Source organism: Actinoallomurus soli, assembly GCF_024055715.1.
Lineage (GTDB): Bacteria > Actinomycetota > Actinomycetes > Streptosporangiales > Streptosporangiaceae > Actinoallomurus > Actinoallomurus soli.
On the sequence record NZ_JAMXMV010000008.1, the window covers coordinates 88,047 to 102,512 of the forward strand.

Here is a 14,466-nt window from a genome sequence, read left to right on the forward strand (position 1 = left end):
TCAGGGGCGCTGCCGGGCCGTTCGCACGATGCGTTCGAGCGCGGCGGCGTGGGCCGCGAACGCCTCGTGTCCGTGGTCGGTGAGCCGGACGAGCGTCCGGCGCGCGGCGCCGGAGCGTTCCTTGCGGACGGCCACGTACCCGGCGTTCTCCAGGGCCGTGATCTGCTTGGAGAGGGCCGAGTCGCTCGTGCCGATCGTCTCGCGGAGGAACCGGAACTCCACCCACTCGGCCGGGGCGAGGAGGGCCACGATCGACAGCCTCGCCGGCACGTGGAGGAACTCGTCGAAACCTTCCTCCATCATCGCTCCCGGCGGAGCGTCGCCTTCATCGCCCGGTTCAGCCACGGCGTCATCAGGGCCCAGGTCAGCGCCATGGCGACCGCGCTGATGGTCGAGGGGTACGGCAAGTCCGCCAGCGAGGCGACGACGTACAGCCCGATGAAGACGGTGATCATGGCCCCCATCATCGACAGCACGAGCAGCGCCGACTTGTTCGTGTAGCGAGAGCGGCGCAGTCGCGCCCTGCGCGACCGGTTGGAGATCACGCTCAGGATGAGGAGCAGCGCGATACCGGCGGCCTGATAGGGCAGGCTCCGGGAGACGTAGTCGGGGACGGCGCTCACGACGCACAGCAAGAGGGCCACGCTGACGAGGTACCACCGGGGCACCGGCCCGAGGGCGGCCTCGGTCGTCTGGTCCTCGCGGTTCCGGATCTCGCGCAGGGCGTCTTCTGGAGTCATGCTTCCTCCCGTACAGCTCACTTTCCTCTCAGGAAAGTAGCACGTGCTTTCCTGAGAGGAAAGTAGGTGTGGCGGCCCGCCTCCGCCGCGCCGGCCGCGTTAGGGTCGGCAGAATGAGATTCGGTGTTTCGACCTTCGTGACCGATGAGGGCATCGCGCCTGCCGACCTCGGCCGGGCGCTGGAGGAGCGCGGGTTCGCGTCGCTGTTCGTCGCCGAGCACACCCACATCCCGGTGAGCCGCGAGACGCCGTACCCGGGCGGCGGGGACCTGCCGCGCATCTACTACCGCACGCTCGACCCGATCGTCGCCCTGACGGCGGCGGCCGTCGTCACCGAGCGGCTCACGCTGGGCACCGGGATCGCGCTGATCCCGCAGCGCGACCCGATCGTGTTCGCCAAGGAGGTCGCCTCGCTCGACTTCATCTCCGGCGGCCGGACCGCGCTCGGCATCGGCGGCGGCTGGAACCGCGAGGAGATGCGCGACCACGGCACCGAGCCGAAGACCCGGATGGCCCTCATGCGCGAGCGGGTCCTCGCCATGAAGGAGATCTGGGCGAACGACGAGGCGGAGTTCCACGGCGAGCACGTCGACTTCGACCCGATGTTCTCCTGGCCCAAGCCGGTACGAACGCCGCCGGTCCTGGTCGGCGGCTGGGGGCCGAAGACGTTCGACCGGGTCCTGGACTACGGCGACGGGTGGATGCCGATCGCCGAGGACCCCGCCCGCATCGCCGAGGGCGTCAGGGAGCTTCGCGAGCGCGCCGGACGCCGCATCCCGGTCACGGTGTACGCCGCTCCCGCGAAGAAAGAGGCCGTGGACGCGCTGATCGCCGCCGAGGTCGACGAGATCCTGCTGTACCTGCCGACCAAGCCCGCCGACGAGACCCTGAGCCGCCTCGACAGGATGGCCGAGCTCATCGCCTGACGGTCAGCCGAGCGCCTGACGGAACCGGTCGCCGAGGCCCGTCAGGCGGTCGACCGGCTCGTTGGCGAAGACCAGCCGCAGGTACCGGCTCCCACTGGGACCCCAGCCGTCCATGGGCGTGGCCGCCACCTTCGCCCGGTCGAACAGGTGCCGGGACAGGTCGGCCGGGCCGAGCCCCAGCGGTTCGGTGTCGATGAGCAGCGACCAGCCGCCGTGCGGCCGGACGACCGGGTACGCGGCGAGTTCCCGCAGCACCGTGTCGCAGCGCCGTCCCCACTCGGCGGTGGCGGCGGCCACGTCGGCGTCGGCGTCCGGCGCGTCCAGCGCGGCGGCGACGGCGTCCTGGGCGAGGCCGACCTGGCAGACGACGTTCGTCAGGCCGACCAGCCGGATGTCGGCGAGGATGTCGGCCGGGCCGACGACCCAGCCGACCCGCCAGCCGATCATCCGCAGCTCCTTGGAGGCCGACCCGACGGTGATGGTCCGTCGCGCCAGCCCCTCGTGGGACGCCGGGTGGCTCGGCGGCCGGCCGTCGAACCGGATGCGCTCCATCGCCGCGTTGTAGATCAGCCAGGCGCCGTGGCGCTCGCAGGCGTCCGCGAGCGCCGCCCAGTGGCGGTCGTCGAGCACGAGACCGGTCGGCATGGCCGGGCCCATCATCAGGACCGCCGCCGTACGCGGGCCGACGGCGGCCGCGAGCCGCTCCGGATCCACGGACCAGCCCTCCGCCGTGGCCTCGCCCGGAACGAAGCGCGTCACCCCGCCCGCGAGGCGCACCCGGTTCACCAATCCGGCGTAGATGGGGTCGCACAGCACGACCTCCTGCCCCGGCTCGACCGTCGCCAGCAGGGTGTTGAGGACGCCGTTCAGCCCGCCGACCACGCTGACGCACTCGGTGGCCGGGTCGTACGCGCGCCCGGCGATCCGGCCCACGTGCGCGGCGGCCGCCGTCCGGAGCGATCGGTGCCCCTGAAACGGCAGGTAGCTGTTGGCCGCGTCGTCGTCGATGGCCGCGCGGGTCACGGCGAGCGCGACGGCGGGCGGCCGCAGGTCGGTGTCGAGGTTCTCCAGCCGCAGGAACTCCGGGTCGGCGACGGCGTCGGCGGCGTCTCCGATGACGTCCACGCCGATCCCGGGAATGTCGCGGAGCCTGGTGACGGTCATGGGCGACCTCCGTTCGCTATGTCGGTACGGGCATACCACTATGCTGATACGCATGGACGTTGGGCAAGTGGTCGGCGGCAATCTGCGGAGGCTGCGCACCGCGGCGGGCATCTCCCTGGCGGATCTCGCCGCCGCGGGCGGGATCGGCAAGACGACGCTGCACGGCATCGAGCTGGGCCAGGCCAACCCGACGCTGAGCACGCTGTGGGCGCTGGCCACCGCGCTGAAGGTGCCGCTCGGCGAGCTGCTCGAAGCACCCGCCTCGGCCGTCGAGGTCGTACGGTCGACGGACGGCCGGCCCCGGGTCGAGGGCGACGCCGTCGGCGCCCGCCTGCTCCATCGCATCCGGATTCGCGGCACCGTCGAGGTGTACGACATCGAGGTCGCCGAGGCGGAGCAGCACTCGGACGCCCACCTGCCCGGCGTGGAGGAGTGCCTCGTCGTGACGGAGGGCGGCGTCACGATCGGCCCCGTGGACGCGGTGGCGGAGCTGGAGGCGGGCGACTCCATCCGCTTCGACGCGGCCCGGCCGCACATCTACCAGGGACGCGGCCCGCACAACCGCGCCGTCCTCCTGATGCTGCACCCCGAGCCCTGACCGGCGGTCCGGGGGCCGGGCCATCACGCCTGCCCCCGGCCGGGTCCCTCGCTGGGCCGACGCCCTCCCTTCCACGGGGGAGGTGCGGGTACGGGGCCGCTTGCGATCGTGAAGGCGTGACACACAGACACCTGTCCGCACGAGGGACACGGCTGAGCACCGCCGTCACTGCCACGCCCGGGGGGCACCCCGCTCGACGCCTCATGGCACGGCTGCACGGCCGGACGGCGGCCGGGGTTCCCCGATGGGCGGTGTGGGCGGCGTACGCGACGACGCTGACCGTGCTGCCCTCGTGCGTCTGGAGGATTGCGGCGATCAGCTTCCACGCCCCGCTGCTCGAACGGAGCACGGAGCCCGCCCCGGGCCATGGTCCCGTGGTTTTCGGGGGCGTCTGGTACGTCGTCGCGCTCAGCGTCGTCAGCGAGGCGCTGGCCTATCTCGCCTTCGGGCTGGTCGGCGAATGGGGTGAGAGGATCCCGCACCGGATCCCCGTCCTGGGCGGCCGGCGGGTGCCGATCCTCGCCGCCGTGATCCCGGCGGGTCTCGGCGCCGTCGCGCTACTGATCTTCCCGTACGCCCTGGTCATGGCCGGACTCGGCCGGATGATCGACGGCGCTCACCGCAGCGGCCTGGTCGTGCACGGATGGCAGTCCGTCGCGTTCGTCGTCGCGTACGGCCCGCTCGCGGCCTGGGGGCCGCTGCTCGGCCTGCTGACCGTGCACTACTACCGTCGCCGCCGGAACCGCGCGGCTCATCCGGGCGTTGACGTCGTGAAGCGCGCCCAGACGACCTTGCCGCCGTCGGCGCCGGGGTGATGTCCCCAGGCGGTGGACAGCGCCTCGACGATGAACAGGCCGCGCCCGGTCTCGGCGACGAAGTCGGGTCGCCGCGGCTGCGGCCGTCCGGGCGCGTCGTCCCACACCTGGAGTTCCACGGTGTCGGTGCTCCAGTGCCACTCGATGAGGGCGTGGATCGAGCCCGCCCCGGCGCGCAGTGCGTTGGTCACCGACTCGGTGACGGCCGTCTGCAGGTCGTCGGCGACGCCGGTCAGGTTCCACCGGGCCAGCACCTTCGCCGCCCACTCCCGCGCCTCGCCCGGTGCGGTCGGCGCGGGAGGCAACTGCCGGAAGGCGAAGAGCCGTTCATCCGGTGGAGATTCCCGCTCGGTCATGGTCGTCCCGCCTTCTCGTCGGAGATCGTGCGCGTTGCGCAGTCGTTCTGTAACAATGACCTCACGCTGAGTTACAGGGAAGATTCAATTCGACCTTCGAACCCCCCGGAGGCAGCGATGACCGCAGCCGAGAACCTCGACCCCGACGAGTCCCTCTGGAATGCCATCGCCTTTCATCTGCGGTACGAGCGCCAGAAGCGTGGAATGTCGCAGACCGAGGTCGGCAACATCATCGGCGTCAACAAACATGGGGTTTCAAACGCCGAAGCGGGCCGCAACAAGGTCACCAGCGCCCAGGCCGCCCGCCTCGACAAGGCCTGGGACACCGGCGGCCTCTTCTTGAGACTCCGCCGCTTCGCCCGCCTCAGCCACAACCCCGACTGGCCCGCCCGCGTCGACCGATACCAACGCGATTCCGACCAGCTCAAGATCTTCTACAACAGTTTCGTCCCGCTTCCTTTCCAGACGGAGGACTACGCCCGCGGACTTCTATCCGCTGGCCACAGCGCAGGACTGATCGATGACCTCGAGGCTGCCCTTCTGCGACGAATGGCCCACCAGGCGGCGATCCTGGAACGCCGCCCTCAGCCGCCGCTCATCTGGGCCGTCCTGGACGAGGCCGCATTACGGCCAATGGGGGGCCCGGCAGTCATGAAGGCCCAGTTCGAGCACCTGATTCATTGCAGCAGGCTGCCGCATGTTTCTTTGCGTATCGTCCCCCTCACGGCTGCTCCGCATATCGGCATCGACGGCTGGTTCTGGTTCTTCGAGCTTCCCGGCCGGCGTCTGGCTGCATTCGCCGGGACGACCCTCGATGTCGGCCGAGTGATCGACGACCCCGCAGAGGCCGTCAGCGTGGCCATCCGATTCGACCGGCTCGCCGCACAGGCGTTGAATGAGGATCAGACCCGTGACCTCTTGTTGAGGATGGCTGAGGACCTATGACGGCTTGGCGTAAGAGCAGTTACACCACCGGAGGCGGGGGCGCGACCGAATGCGTCGAAGTGGCGATCCTCCCGAGCGCTGACGAGGCTGTAGATGTCGGTCAGTCGTCGGCTTTGGTGAGGGAGCGGATCGAGGGGCGCAGGATTTCGACGATCTGATCCGGGTCGGCGTCGGCCAGGTGGTCCAGTTTGATCAGGTGCCGGCCGACGGCGACGCCGATGAGGACCGCGCTGACCACGGCGGCGCGCAGGTCGGCCTGGTCGTCGGGGATGGCCTCGCTGATCCGCCCCCAGTGGTCGTGGGACGCGGCCCGTACCTCATGGGCTGCCTCGGGGTGGGTGAGCATCGACCGTAGGACGGCCAACGACTCGACGGGTTCGTCCGCGAGTGAACTGCGGAGAAGATCGAGTAGTTGCTCGGCCACCTGTTCCGGTGTGCCGCCGCGGATCGGGGGAGTCCCGCGCTCGGTGGCCCGTGCGAAGAGTTTCTCCTTGCTGCCGAAGTAGTGCATGACCAGGCCCGGGTCCACTTCGGCGGCCGTCGCCACGGCGCGGATCGTGGTCCGGTCATAGCCGGTCTCGGCGAACAGTCGGCGAGCCTGCGCCAGGATCCGCGCCTCGGTGTTGCGCCGCTGCTCGGCTCTGGTGCTCACGCGGTGATTCTACGGGCGTTGAATCGCGGGCAATTTCGTTCTACAGTCGTTGAATGAGTTGTTCAACGATTGTTCAATGGAGGTGCGAGGTGGAAGGTCCGCTAGAGGTGCTGGAGCGCCGGCGGCGTGCGCTCCTCGACGGAGACATGGAGGCGTTCGCCGGTCTCTTCGCGGAGGACGGCGTGCTGGAGATGCCGTTCGTCGTCGACGGCCTCCCCTCGCGGCTGGAGGGCCGGGAGGCGATCCGGGAGTTCTCGACGAGCGCCGGCGGGATCCCGTTCGAGGTCGTCGAGCTCCGCACCGTACAGGTCCACCAGACGTCGGACCCCGAGGTGGTGATCCTCGAACTGGTCAGCGTCGCGCGGCTCACCACCACGGGAGAGACGTTCGAGGTGCCCTGCATCCAGGTCTTCCGGATCCGCGACGGCCGGATCGTCCTCTTCCGCGACTACGTGGGCGCGAACGCGCTCCCGGACGTGACCGCCGCCTGAATCCACTGGTGCGATGACCACGAACGTTCGCCGGATCGGATGAGAGTCCCGGCGCTGTCCTGGGCCGGCGCTGCCGGCCGTACGGACCACGGGAGCGGGTGGGTCCGTCATTGGCCCTGTCGCCTCGGCAGGGATTCGTTCCTGCTGGGGCGACAGCGTCGGATCGCTTGGGGGCGGCCCCGGGAGGGGCCGGCCGGGCGCCACCGGACCCGGTCAACGTCTGCGATCACCGCACTGGCTTGATCAGGAGTCGGGCGGATCCGCCAGCCGCTTCAGCCGGGTCCAACCGGCCCAGCCACGTTCGCGCATCAGGTCCAGCATCCGCTGCGCCCGCGGGTCGGACTCGAGGGCGAGCGCGTCCAGGAGGTCGAACGACAGCTCGTCGTTCGCCATCTCGCCGAGGTCGATCTCACCGGAGGCGTATGCCTGCTCGGCCATGCCGGCCATGATGTCGGCGGCTTCTCGCAGACGCGGGTCGTCGTCGCCCGCGTCGCTTTCGATGATCTCCGACAGGACCTTGTAGAGCCGTACGACTCGCGGATCATCGAGCTGGGCGAGTTTTCCGGGCATGAACTCGTGGACGAGATCGGGCCAGCGAGCCACGATCAGGATCCATCCGTCCCGCTCGGCCTCCACCATCCGCTCTGACACCCCGATCTCCCGGAGCCGGTCCAGGTAGAAGACCACCTCCGGTGGGAGCGCCAGACTGTCTCCGGCGGCGAGCTGCGCGATCTGCCTTCGGCTGGTCTGAAGCCGTTCGATCTCGTCGCGCAGGCGGCTGTCGATCCTCTGGACGGCTTCGGCGAAGGTCGCTTCGTCGGCTTCGAGCATCTGACCGATCTGCGACAGTGGCACGCCGGCGTCGGCGAGGATATGGATCTTGATGAGGGTCACGACGGCCTTCGCGCCGTACCGCCGGTAACCCGAGGCGTCCCGCTCCGGCTCGGGCAGCAGGCCGATCTGGTGGTAATGCCGCACCGCTCGCGCCGTGACGCCGGCGTACGCCGCCAGTTGACCGATCGTCAGCATGCCGTGATCCTGCCTCAACTCGCCCGGACCGGGTCGGCGCCGGCTCAGGAGATCCTGCGACGGTAGGAGATGCCCGCGACCACGTAGGCGACGACGAGGATGCCGACGCACCAGGCGAGGGCGGTCCAGAGGCCGGCGCCGACCGGATGCCGGCCGAACAGGTCGCGGATCGTGTTCACGATCGGCGTGACCGGCTGGTGGTCGGCGAACCAGCGCACCGGGCCGGGCATCGTGTCGGTGGGCACGAACGCGGAACTGACGAACGGCAGGAACATGAGCGGGTAGGCGAATGCGCTCGCACCGGACACGGTGTTCGCAGTGAGGCCCGGGATGACGGCGATCCACGTCAGCGCGAGGGTGAACAGGATCAGGATGCCGGCGACCGCGAGCCAGGCTCCCACGCCCGCTCCGGTGCGGAAGCCCATGAGGAGGGCGACGCCGACGACGATCGTCAGCGAGATGAGGTTGGCGATCAGCGAGGTCAGCACGTGCGCCCACAGCACGCCGGAGCGGGCGATCGGCATGGAGTGGAAGCGTTCGAAGATGCCGGCCTGCATGTCGGTGAAGAGCCGGAACGCGGTGTAGGAGATGCCCGACGCGATCGTGATGAGCAGGATGCCGGGCAGCATGTAGGACACGTAGGCGCCCGACCCGTGCCGGATCGCGCCGCCGAACACGTAGACGAACATCAGCATCATGGCGATCGGGACGATCGCGGTGGTGATGATGGTGTCCACGCTGCGGGTGACGTGCTTGAGGGAACGCCCGGTGAGGACGGCGGTGTCGCCGAAGAAGTGCGTGGTCATCGGTCTTCGCCGCTCTCGCCGGCGGCGCCGTGCTCGTCGTGCTTCCCGTTCTCGCCGATGACGGCGAAGAAGACGTCCTCCAGAGTGGGCTGCTTCTCGACGTACTCGACCTCGGCGGGCGGCAGGAGCCTCCTCAGCTCGTCGAGGGTGCCGTCGACGATGATCCGGCCCTCGTGCAGGATCGCGATCCGGTCCGCGAGCTCTTCCGCCTCATTGAGGTACTGGGTCGTCAGCAGCACCGTCGTGCCGTCCTCGGCGAGTTTCTTCACCGTCCGCCACACCTCGACGCGCGCCTGCGGGTCCAGCCCGGTCGTCGGCTCGTCGAGGAAGATCACCGGCGGGTCGCCGATGAGGCTCATCGCGATGTCCAGGCGGCGACGCATGCCACCCGAGTACGTCGACACCCTCCGCGTGGCCGCGTCGGTCAGCGCGAAACGCCGCAGCAGCGTGTCCGCCACTGCGCCGGGATCCTTGAGATGCCGCAGCCTCGCCACCAGCACCAGGTTCTCCCGCCCGGTGAGGATCTCGTCCACGGCGGTGAACTGCCCGGTGAGATTGAAGGACTCCCGGACCTTCGCCGGCTGCCTGGCGACGTCGAAGCCGTTCACGGTGACCGTGCCCGCGTCCGCCTTCAGCAGCGTGGACAGGATTCTGACAACCGTGGTCTTGCCCGCCCCGTTCGAGCCGAGCAGGGCGAAGATGCCGCCGCGTTCCACGTCGAAGTCCACGCCGCGCAGCACCCGCAGTTCCTTGTACGACTTCTCCAGGCCCTGCACGTGGATCGCAGGTCCCTGGACCTGATCAATCGTTGACGGGACGCTCATGACAGCGAGCATGAAGGGTTGCCGCAGCGTCAAGGTCAAGACCACGATGCAGAGTCGATTCTCCACGGCCGATCGACGAGGAGGCGGCGCACCGGCCGGAGTGCCCAGGCGGTCGGCGGCCGAAGATCCACTGGCCAGCCTCTAGGCTTCTGCTGTGCCTGATCTTCCGTGGACCATCGGGACCGCGACCGGTGTCGGTTCCCATCCGGGTGACGATCCCGCCGAGGCGCTGCGGGTCGTCCTCGGTGAGCTTCCCAACCTGCCGTACCTCCCGGAACTGCCCGCGCGCGGCCCCGGCGCGGACATGATCGGACGCACCGCCGGGCTGCTCGTCGAACTGGCCGTCGCGCTCCAACCGTCCGGATGGAGGTTCGCCGACCGGCCGGGCCGGGACACCACCCGGGCCCGCAGCATGCTCGCCCAGGACCTCGACGCGCTGGAAGAGCAGGCGGGGGAGTACGAGGGGCCGTTCAAGATCCAGATGACCGGGCCGTGGACCCTCGCCGCCTCGATCGAGCTCAGGCACGGCGACCGGGCGCTCCGCGACCCCGGCGCCGTACGCGACCTGACCGCCTCGCTCGCCGAGGGCGTCGCCGCGCACGTCGCGGAGGTGCGGCGCAGGCTGCCGCGCGCCACGATCCTGCTGCAGTTCGACGAGCCCGGCCTGCCCGGCGTCCTCGCCGGAACCGTGCCCACCGCGAGCGGCTTCTCCCGGCTCCCCGCCGTCGAGGCTCCGGTGGCGGAGGACGGTCTGCGCCGGGTGATCGAGGCGACCGACGCCTTCCCGATCGTCCACTGCTGCGCGCCGCGCGCCCCGTACGGCCTGCTGCGCGCCGCCGGAGCGAAGGCGATCTCGGTCGACGCCGCGTTGCTGCGCGGGGCGGACGAGGACGCGATCGGCGAGGCCGTCGAGGCGGGCACCGGCTTCCTCCTGGGCATCGTCCCCGGTACGGACAAGCCGCTGCCCACGCCGAAGGCGTCGCTCACCCGGGTCCAGGAGCTGTGGCGGCGGCTCGGCTTCTCGCCGCGCGTCCTCGCCGAGGGCGTCGCCGTCACCCCCGCCTGCGGCCTGGCCGGAGCGAGCCCCGGCTACGTACGCGCCGCGCTGAAGCACTGCCGCGAGGCGGCTCGGGTTCTGCACGAGACCGCCGAAGCCTGATCCTGCCCTTTCGTGCCTGTTCGGGGGGCTGATCACCTGATAGGCCCCCATGGGCCATGAATGATCAATATCGTCTGATCATCTTCGGCGACGAAGGTCCGGCAGGGTCACAGCAGAGCAGGGAGGAGCAGCTGCCATGGCGCGGTTGCGAGCGGCGGAGCAGGACGAGGGCGGCTCTGCCGCCAAGCGGAGTACGAGCGGTTCCGCCGCCGGACGAGCCAAGAGCAGGCCCGCCGCAGCGCGGAAGAAGACCGGTTCGGCGTCCGTGCGGAAGGAGAGCGGTTCCGCAGCCGGGCGGAGGGAGACCGGCTCCGCGGCCGGGCGGAAGGGGACCGGTTCGGCGGCCGGGCGGAAGAAGGCCGAGTCTGCGGAGGCGCGAAGGAAGAGGCGGCCGGCCACCGCAAGGAAGAAGAGCCGGCGCGGCGCGGCGGGGCCTCTGCCGCGCATGGCGCTCGCCGCGGCCGGCGTGCTCGGCGCGATCGGAGTTCTCGCCCTCGCGGGCTGGCTGGTGACCTTCCCGCTCGACGACTTCCGCTACTCGTCCGGGATGGCCGGGACCCCGGGCACGTTCACGGCCGCTCAGTGTCACAAGACCGGAACCGGCAAGGGCACGCGCGTCTGCACCGGGACGTTCGTGGCGGCGCACGGCGGCTTCGTCGATCCGTCCGCTCGGATCCGCGGCGCTCGGGTCGACGTCGGCAAGCCCGCGCAGCTGCGCCGCAGATCCGACGGCGGTTACGTCCAGCCCGGACCGAGGAGCGCCGGAATGAACCTGGCGGCCGCCTTCGGGATCGTGAGTCTCGCCGCGTTCCTGCTCGTGGTGCTCTGCGTGTCGCCGAACGGGGTCTCGGCGGGCGGCTACAAGCGGCTGCGGAAGAACCCTCCTCCCTGGGGAACGCTGCTGTCCGTCCTCGTCCCGGTGTTCGGAACCGCCCTGGGCCTGGCCGCCCTGTGCGCCCTGATCGGCTTCCTGCTCTCGCTGATCTTCTGAGGCGCCGGTCAGCCGGCCGCGGTTCCGACCACTCGGTGCGGAGTGATGCGGATGACGATGCGGACGATCTCCGGGGGCAGCTCCAGGTACTCCTGGCCGGCGCCGGCGCCCTCGTAGTGCTCGGCCAGTTCGATGGCCAGCCGCCTTCCGACGTCCTCGGTGATCTCGGCCGTGCCGCGCACCTCGGCGTACTGCAGCGGGTCGTTCCGGTCGAAGACGGTCAGGCTGGCGCGAGGGTCGCGGAGAAGGTTGCTCTCCTTGCGCCGTCCGGCCGCGCTGGGAATGATCAGGTCGTCTCCGTCCCGGCCGACCCAGACGACCGAGGTCTGCGGGCTGCCGTCGGGGTTGATCGTCCCCAGGACGGCCGGGTTCACGTCGTCGAGCAGTTGGCGCACGGTCTCGTTGAGCATGGTCATGCAGCCAACGTACGGGTGTCCCGCGCGCAGTGCCGCGTGATTTCTCCCGCCGTGTCGGAGACCCGCCATGGCCTCTTCCGCCGTCGTCGGGGGCGTGAGCATCGTCGACCCCGGAGGCTCACAAGGTCCGCGCAAAGAGCCGTGCCGGACATCGAGGCGCAGGTCAAAGTGTCAGTGGCACGCGAGACACTATGAGCAGTGGTAGTCGCTAGGCAGGGAGAGACACGTGGCGACAGGCGCACCCGACGCGGTTCGGCAGCGGCACGCGGAGCTGGCTCAGGAGCTCGACGAGGCCAACTACCGCTACTACGTCCTCGACTCCCCGACGATCAGCGACGCGGAGTACGACCGGTTGATGCGGGAGATCCAGGCGCTGGAGAAGGATCATCCCGAGCTCGTCACGCCGGACTCGCCGACGCAGAAGGTCGGCGCGCCGATCACGACCGACTTCGCGACGGTCGAGCACATCGAGCGGATGCAGAGCCTCGACAACGCGTTCAGCACCGATGACCTGTCGGCGTGGCTGACGCGGGCCGAGAAGGAGGTCGGCTCCGTGGCCAACTTCCTGTGCGAGCTGAAGATCGATGGGCTGGCGGTCAACCTGACGTACGAGAACGGCCGGCTCGTACGGGGCGCGACGCGCGGCGACGGGCGTGAGGGCGAGGACGTCACCAACAACATCCGGACGATCGAGGCGGTGCCGCTCCAGTTGGAGGGCGACGACGTTCCGGAGCTGCTGGAGGTGCGCGGCGAGGTCTACCTCCCGGTCGAGGCGTTCGAGAAGCTCAACGAGGGGCTGGTCGAGGCGGGCAAGGCGCCGTTCGCCAACCCGCGCAACGCGGCCGCCGGGTCGCTGCGGCAGAAGGACCCGCGGGTCACGGCGCACCGCCCGCTGAGCATGATCATTCACGGGTTCGGCGCGTGGCGCGGCGGGAGGCAGCCGGACAGCCAGTCGGACTCCTACGAGATCATGCGGTCGTTCGGCCTGCCGGTGAGCGATCGGGTCAGGGTCGTCGACGGCCTCGACGACGTCCGTGCGTTCATCGAGTACTACGGCGAGCACCGGCACGAGCCCGCGTACGAGATCGACGGCGTCGTGGTCAAGGTCGACCAGCTCGCGCTGCAGCGGCGGCTCGGGTCGACGAGCCGGTGGCCGCGCTGGGCGATCGCGTTCAAGTACCCGCCGGAGGAGGTCAACACCAAGCTCCTCGACATCAGGGTCGGCGTGGGCCGCACCGGGCGGGTGACGCCGTACGGCGTGATGGAGCCGATCAAGGTGGCGGGCTCGACGGTCGCGTACGCCACGCTGCACAACGCCGACGAGGTCAAGCGCAAGGGCGTGCAGATCGGCGACACGGTCATCCTGCGCAAGGCGGGCGACGTCATCCCGGAGATCGTTGGGCCGGTGGCCGGCCTGCGCGACGGCACCGAGCGGGAGTTCGTGATGCCGAGCCGGTGCCCCGAGTGCGGCACCGAGCTGCGCGCGCAGAAGGAGGGTGACGTCGACATCCGCTGCCCGAACGCCCGGAAGTGCCCCGCGCAGCTCCGTGAGCGCCTCTACTTCGTGGCCGGCCGGGGCGCCCTCGACATCGAGGCGCTCGGCTACGTCGCGGCGACCGCGCTCACCCAGCCGCTGGAGCCGGAGGACCCGCCGGTCAAGAACGAGGGCGACCTGTTCCACCTGACCGTCGAGCAGCTGCTGCCGATCAAGTCGGTGGTCCGCGAGCAGCGCACCGGCCTGCCGAGGATCGACGACAAGACGGGCAAGGAGAAGGTCGTCACCTTCTTCGCGAACAAGTCCGGTGAGCCGAAGAAGACGGTCGAGAAGCTCTTCGAGGAGCTGGAGAAGGCCAAGCAGCAGCCGCTGTGGCGGGTGCTGGTGGCGCTGTCGATCCGGCACGTCGGGCCGACGGCCGCCCAGGCGCTGGCGCGGGAGTTCCGCTCGCTCGACCGCATCGCCGCCGCGTCGGAGGAGGAGCTGACGGCGGTCGAGGACGTCGGGCCGACCATCGCCGCGTCGGTCAAGGAGTGGTTCGGCGTCGACTGGCACCGCGAGATCGTCGAGAAGTGGCGTGCGGCGGGCGTCCGGATGGAGGACGAGGGCGCGGAGGAGGGCCCCCGGCCGCTGGAGGGCGTCACCGTCGTCATCACCGGGTCGCTGGAGGGTTTCAGCCGCGACTCCGCGACCGAGGCCGTGCAGAACCTCGGCGGCAAGGTGTCCAGCTCGGTGTCGAAGAAGACCGGGTTCGTCGTCTTCGGCGAGAGCCCGGGATCGAAGTACGACAAGGCGGTCAAGCTCGGTGTCCCGCTGCTCGATGAGGCGGGTTTCCAGGTGCTGCTGGAGAAGGGGCCGGATGCGGCCAAGGAAATCGCGACCGTCGGGGAGGAGTGAAACCTCAAGACTCTGTTCATGCTGACCTGCGAGGCGATACTGTACGGTATCGATTGATTACCGAGGGGTCGCTCAGCGGTCGGGCGCAGGCGTAACGCAACGTGCGCAATCGGTTCCGCGAAGTTGCTCGGACGTCGTAGTCTCCCCTCAGCACTACTTGTG

General features: G+C 70.0%; 18 protein-coding genes. 9 read left to right on the top strand and 9 right to left on the bottom strand.

What is annotated here, in order from left to right; genetic code table 11:
• Positions 1-300 (bottom strand): transcriptional regulator, encoded by a 300-nt coding sequence (locus NDW01_RS21035; protein WP_252822973.1) that lies wholly within the window; start codon positions 298-300, stop codon positions 1-3.
• Positions 300-740, bottom strand: a complete 441-nt coding sequence (locus tag NDW01_RS21040; protein WP_252822974.1) for a hypothetical protein — start codon at positions 738-740, stop codon at positions 300-302. Before NDW01_RS21040 ends, NDW01_RS21035 begins: the two co-directional genes overlap by 1 nt.
• 113 nt (positions 741-853) lie before the next feature.
• On the opposite strand from NDW01_RS21040, the gene NDW01_RS21045 reads away from it, so the two are divergent.
• Positions 854-1,666 (top strand): LLM class F420-dependent oxidoreductase, encoded by an 813-nt coding sequence (locus NDW01_RS21045; protein ID WP_252822975.1) that lies wholly within the window; start codon positions 854-856, stop codon positions 1,664-1,666.
• A gap of 3 nt (positions 1,667-1,669) precedes the next feature.
• On the opposite strand, the gene NDW01_RS21050 is transcribed toward NDW01_RS21045, so the two are convergent.
• Entirely contained in the window at positions 1,670-2,830 is a 1,161-nt protein-coding gene (locus tag NDW01_RS21050) for a pyridoxal phosphate-dependent aminotransferase (RefSeq protein ID WP_252822976.1), read from the bottom strand.
• A gap of 52 nt (positions 2,831-2,882) precedes the next feature.
• On the opposite strand from NDW01_RS21050, the gene NDW01_RS21055 reads away from it, so the two are divergent.
• A complete protein-coding gene (locus tag NDW01_RS21055; protein WP_252822977.1) occupies positions 2,883-3,428 on the top strand; it encodes a helix-turn-helix domain-containing protein in 546 nt (181 codons plus the stop codon).
• Between the two features lie 116 nt (positions 3,429-3,544).
• A complete protein-coding gene (locus NDW01_RS21060) occupies positions 3,545-4,243 on the top strand; it encodes a hypothetical protein (RefSeq protein WP_252822978.1) in 699 nt (232 codons plus the stop codon).
• Here NDW01_RS21060 and NDW01_RS21065 read toward each other — a convergent pair.
• The gene (locus NDW01_RS21065; RefSeq protein WP_252822979.1) at positions 4,180-4,599 is read right to left on the bottom strand and encodes an ATP-binding protein; all 420 of its coding nucleotides are present in this window, start codon (positions 4,597-4,599) and stop codon (positions 4,180-4,182) included. The two genes, NDW01_RS21060 and NDW01_RS21065, sit on opposite strands and share 64 nt — an antisense overlap.
• Positions 4,600-4,716: 117 nt before the next feature.
• On the opposite strand from NDW01_RS21065, the gene NDW01_RS21070 reads away from it, so the two are divergent.
• Together NDW01_RS21070 and NDW01_RS44375 are read left to right on the top strand one after the other, a co-directional pair.
• Positions 4,717-5,544, top strand: coding sequence for a helix-turn-helix domain-containing protein (locus tag NDW01_RS21070; RefSeq protein ID WP_252822980.1), 828 nt, complete (start codon positions 4,717-4,719; stop codon positions 5,542-5,544).
• Positions 5,541-5,702 (top strand): DUF397 domain-containing protein, encoded by a 162-nt coding sequence (locus tag NDW01_RS44375; protein WP_406567747.1) that lies wholly within the window; start codon positions 5,541-5,543, stop codon positions 5,700-5,702. Before NDW01_RS21070 ends, NDW01_RS44375 begins: the two co-directional genes overlap by 4 nt.
• Here NDW01_RS44375 and NDW01_RS21075 read toward each other — a convergent pair.
• Positions 5,645-6,196 carry a TetR/AcrR family transcriptional regulator gene (locus tag NDW01_RS21075; protein WP_252822981.1) on the bottom strand — a complete coding sequence of 184 codons (552 nt, stop codon included), beginning with the start codon at positions 6,194-6,196 and terminating at the stop codon, positions 5,645-5,647. The two genes, NDW01_RS44375 and NDW01_RS21075, sit on opposite strands and share 58 nt — an antisense overlap.
• Before the next feature lie 89 nt (positions 6,197-6,285).
• Between NDW01_RS21075 and NDW01_RS21080 the strand changes: the two genes are divergently transcribed.
• The gene (locus tag NDW01_RS21080) at positions 6,286-6,687 is read left to right on the top strand and encodes a nuclear transport factor 2 family protein (RefSeq protein WP_252822982.1); all 402 of its coding nucleotides are present in this window, start codon (positions 6,286-6,288) and stop codon (positions 6,685-6,687) included.
• 243 nt (positions 6,688-6,930) lie between these two features.
• Here NDW01_RS21080 and NDW01_RS21085 read toward each other — a convergent pair whose 3' ends face one another.
• From NDW01_RS21085 to NDW01_RS21095, 3 genes are read right to left on the bottom strand one after another with little or no spacing between them, the layout of a single operon-like run.
• Positions 6,931-7,716, bottom strand: a complete 786-nt coding sequence (locus NDW01_RS21085; RefSeq protein WP_252822983.1) for a MerR family transcriptional regulator — start codon at positions 7,714-7,716, stop codon at positions 6,931-6,933.
• 44 nt (positions 7,717-7,760) lie between these two features.
• Positions 7,761-8,522 carry an ABC transporter permease gene (locus tag NDW01_RS21090; RefSeq protein WP_252822984.1) on the bottom strand — a complete coding sequence of 254 codons (762 nt, stop codon included), beginning with the start codon at positions 8,520-8,522 and terminating at the stop codon, positions 7,761-7,763.
• Positions 8,519-9,346: an ABC transporter ATP-binding protein gene (locus NDW01_RS21095; RefSeq protein ID WP_252822985.1), complete on the bottom strand. Its 828-nt coding sequence runs from the start codon at positions 9,344-9,346 to the stop codon at positions 8,519-8,521. Before NDW01_RS21095 ends, NDW01_RS21090 begins: the two co-directional genes overlap by 4 nt.
• A gap of 154 nt (positions 9,347-9,500) precedes the next feature.
• Here NDW01_RS21095 and NDW01_RS21100 point away from each other — a divergent pair, with 154 nt between their 5' ends.
• Both NDW01_RS21100 and NDW01_RS21105 read left to right on the top strand, forming a co-directional pair.
• Entirely contained in the window at positions 9,501-10,505 is a 1,005-nt protein-coding gene (locus NDW01_RS21100) for a methionine synthase (protein WP_252822986.1), read from the top strand.
• Positions 10,506-10,950: 445 nt separating this feature from the next.
• Entirely contained in the window at positions 10,951-11,496 is a 546-nt protein-coding gene (locus tag NDW01_RS21105; protein ID WP_252822987.1) for a hypothetical protein, read from the top strand.
• An 8-nt stretch (positions 11,497-11,504) separates the two neighbouring features.
• Here NDW01_RS21105 and NDW01_RS21110 read toward each other — a convergent pair whose 3' ends face one another.
• Positions 11,505-11,912, bottom strand: coding sequence for a PPOX class F420-dependent oxidoreductase (locus tag NDW01_RS21110; RefSeq protein ID WP_252822988.1), 408 nt, complete (start codon positions 11,910-11,912; stop codon positions 11,505-11,507).
• A 226-nt stretch (positions 11,913-12,138) separates the two neighbouring features.
• On the opposite strand from NDW01_RS21110, the gene ligA reads away from it, so the two are divergent.
• Complete coding sequence (gene ligA / locus NDW01_RS21115; RefSeq protein ID WP_252822989.1) at positions 12,139-14,304, top strand: NAD-dependent DNA ligase LigA; 2,166 nt, start codon at positions 12,139-12,141, stop codon at positions 14,302-14,304.
• Positions 14,305-14,466 lie beyond the last annotated feature (162 nt).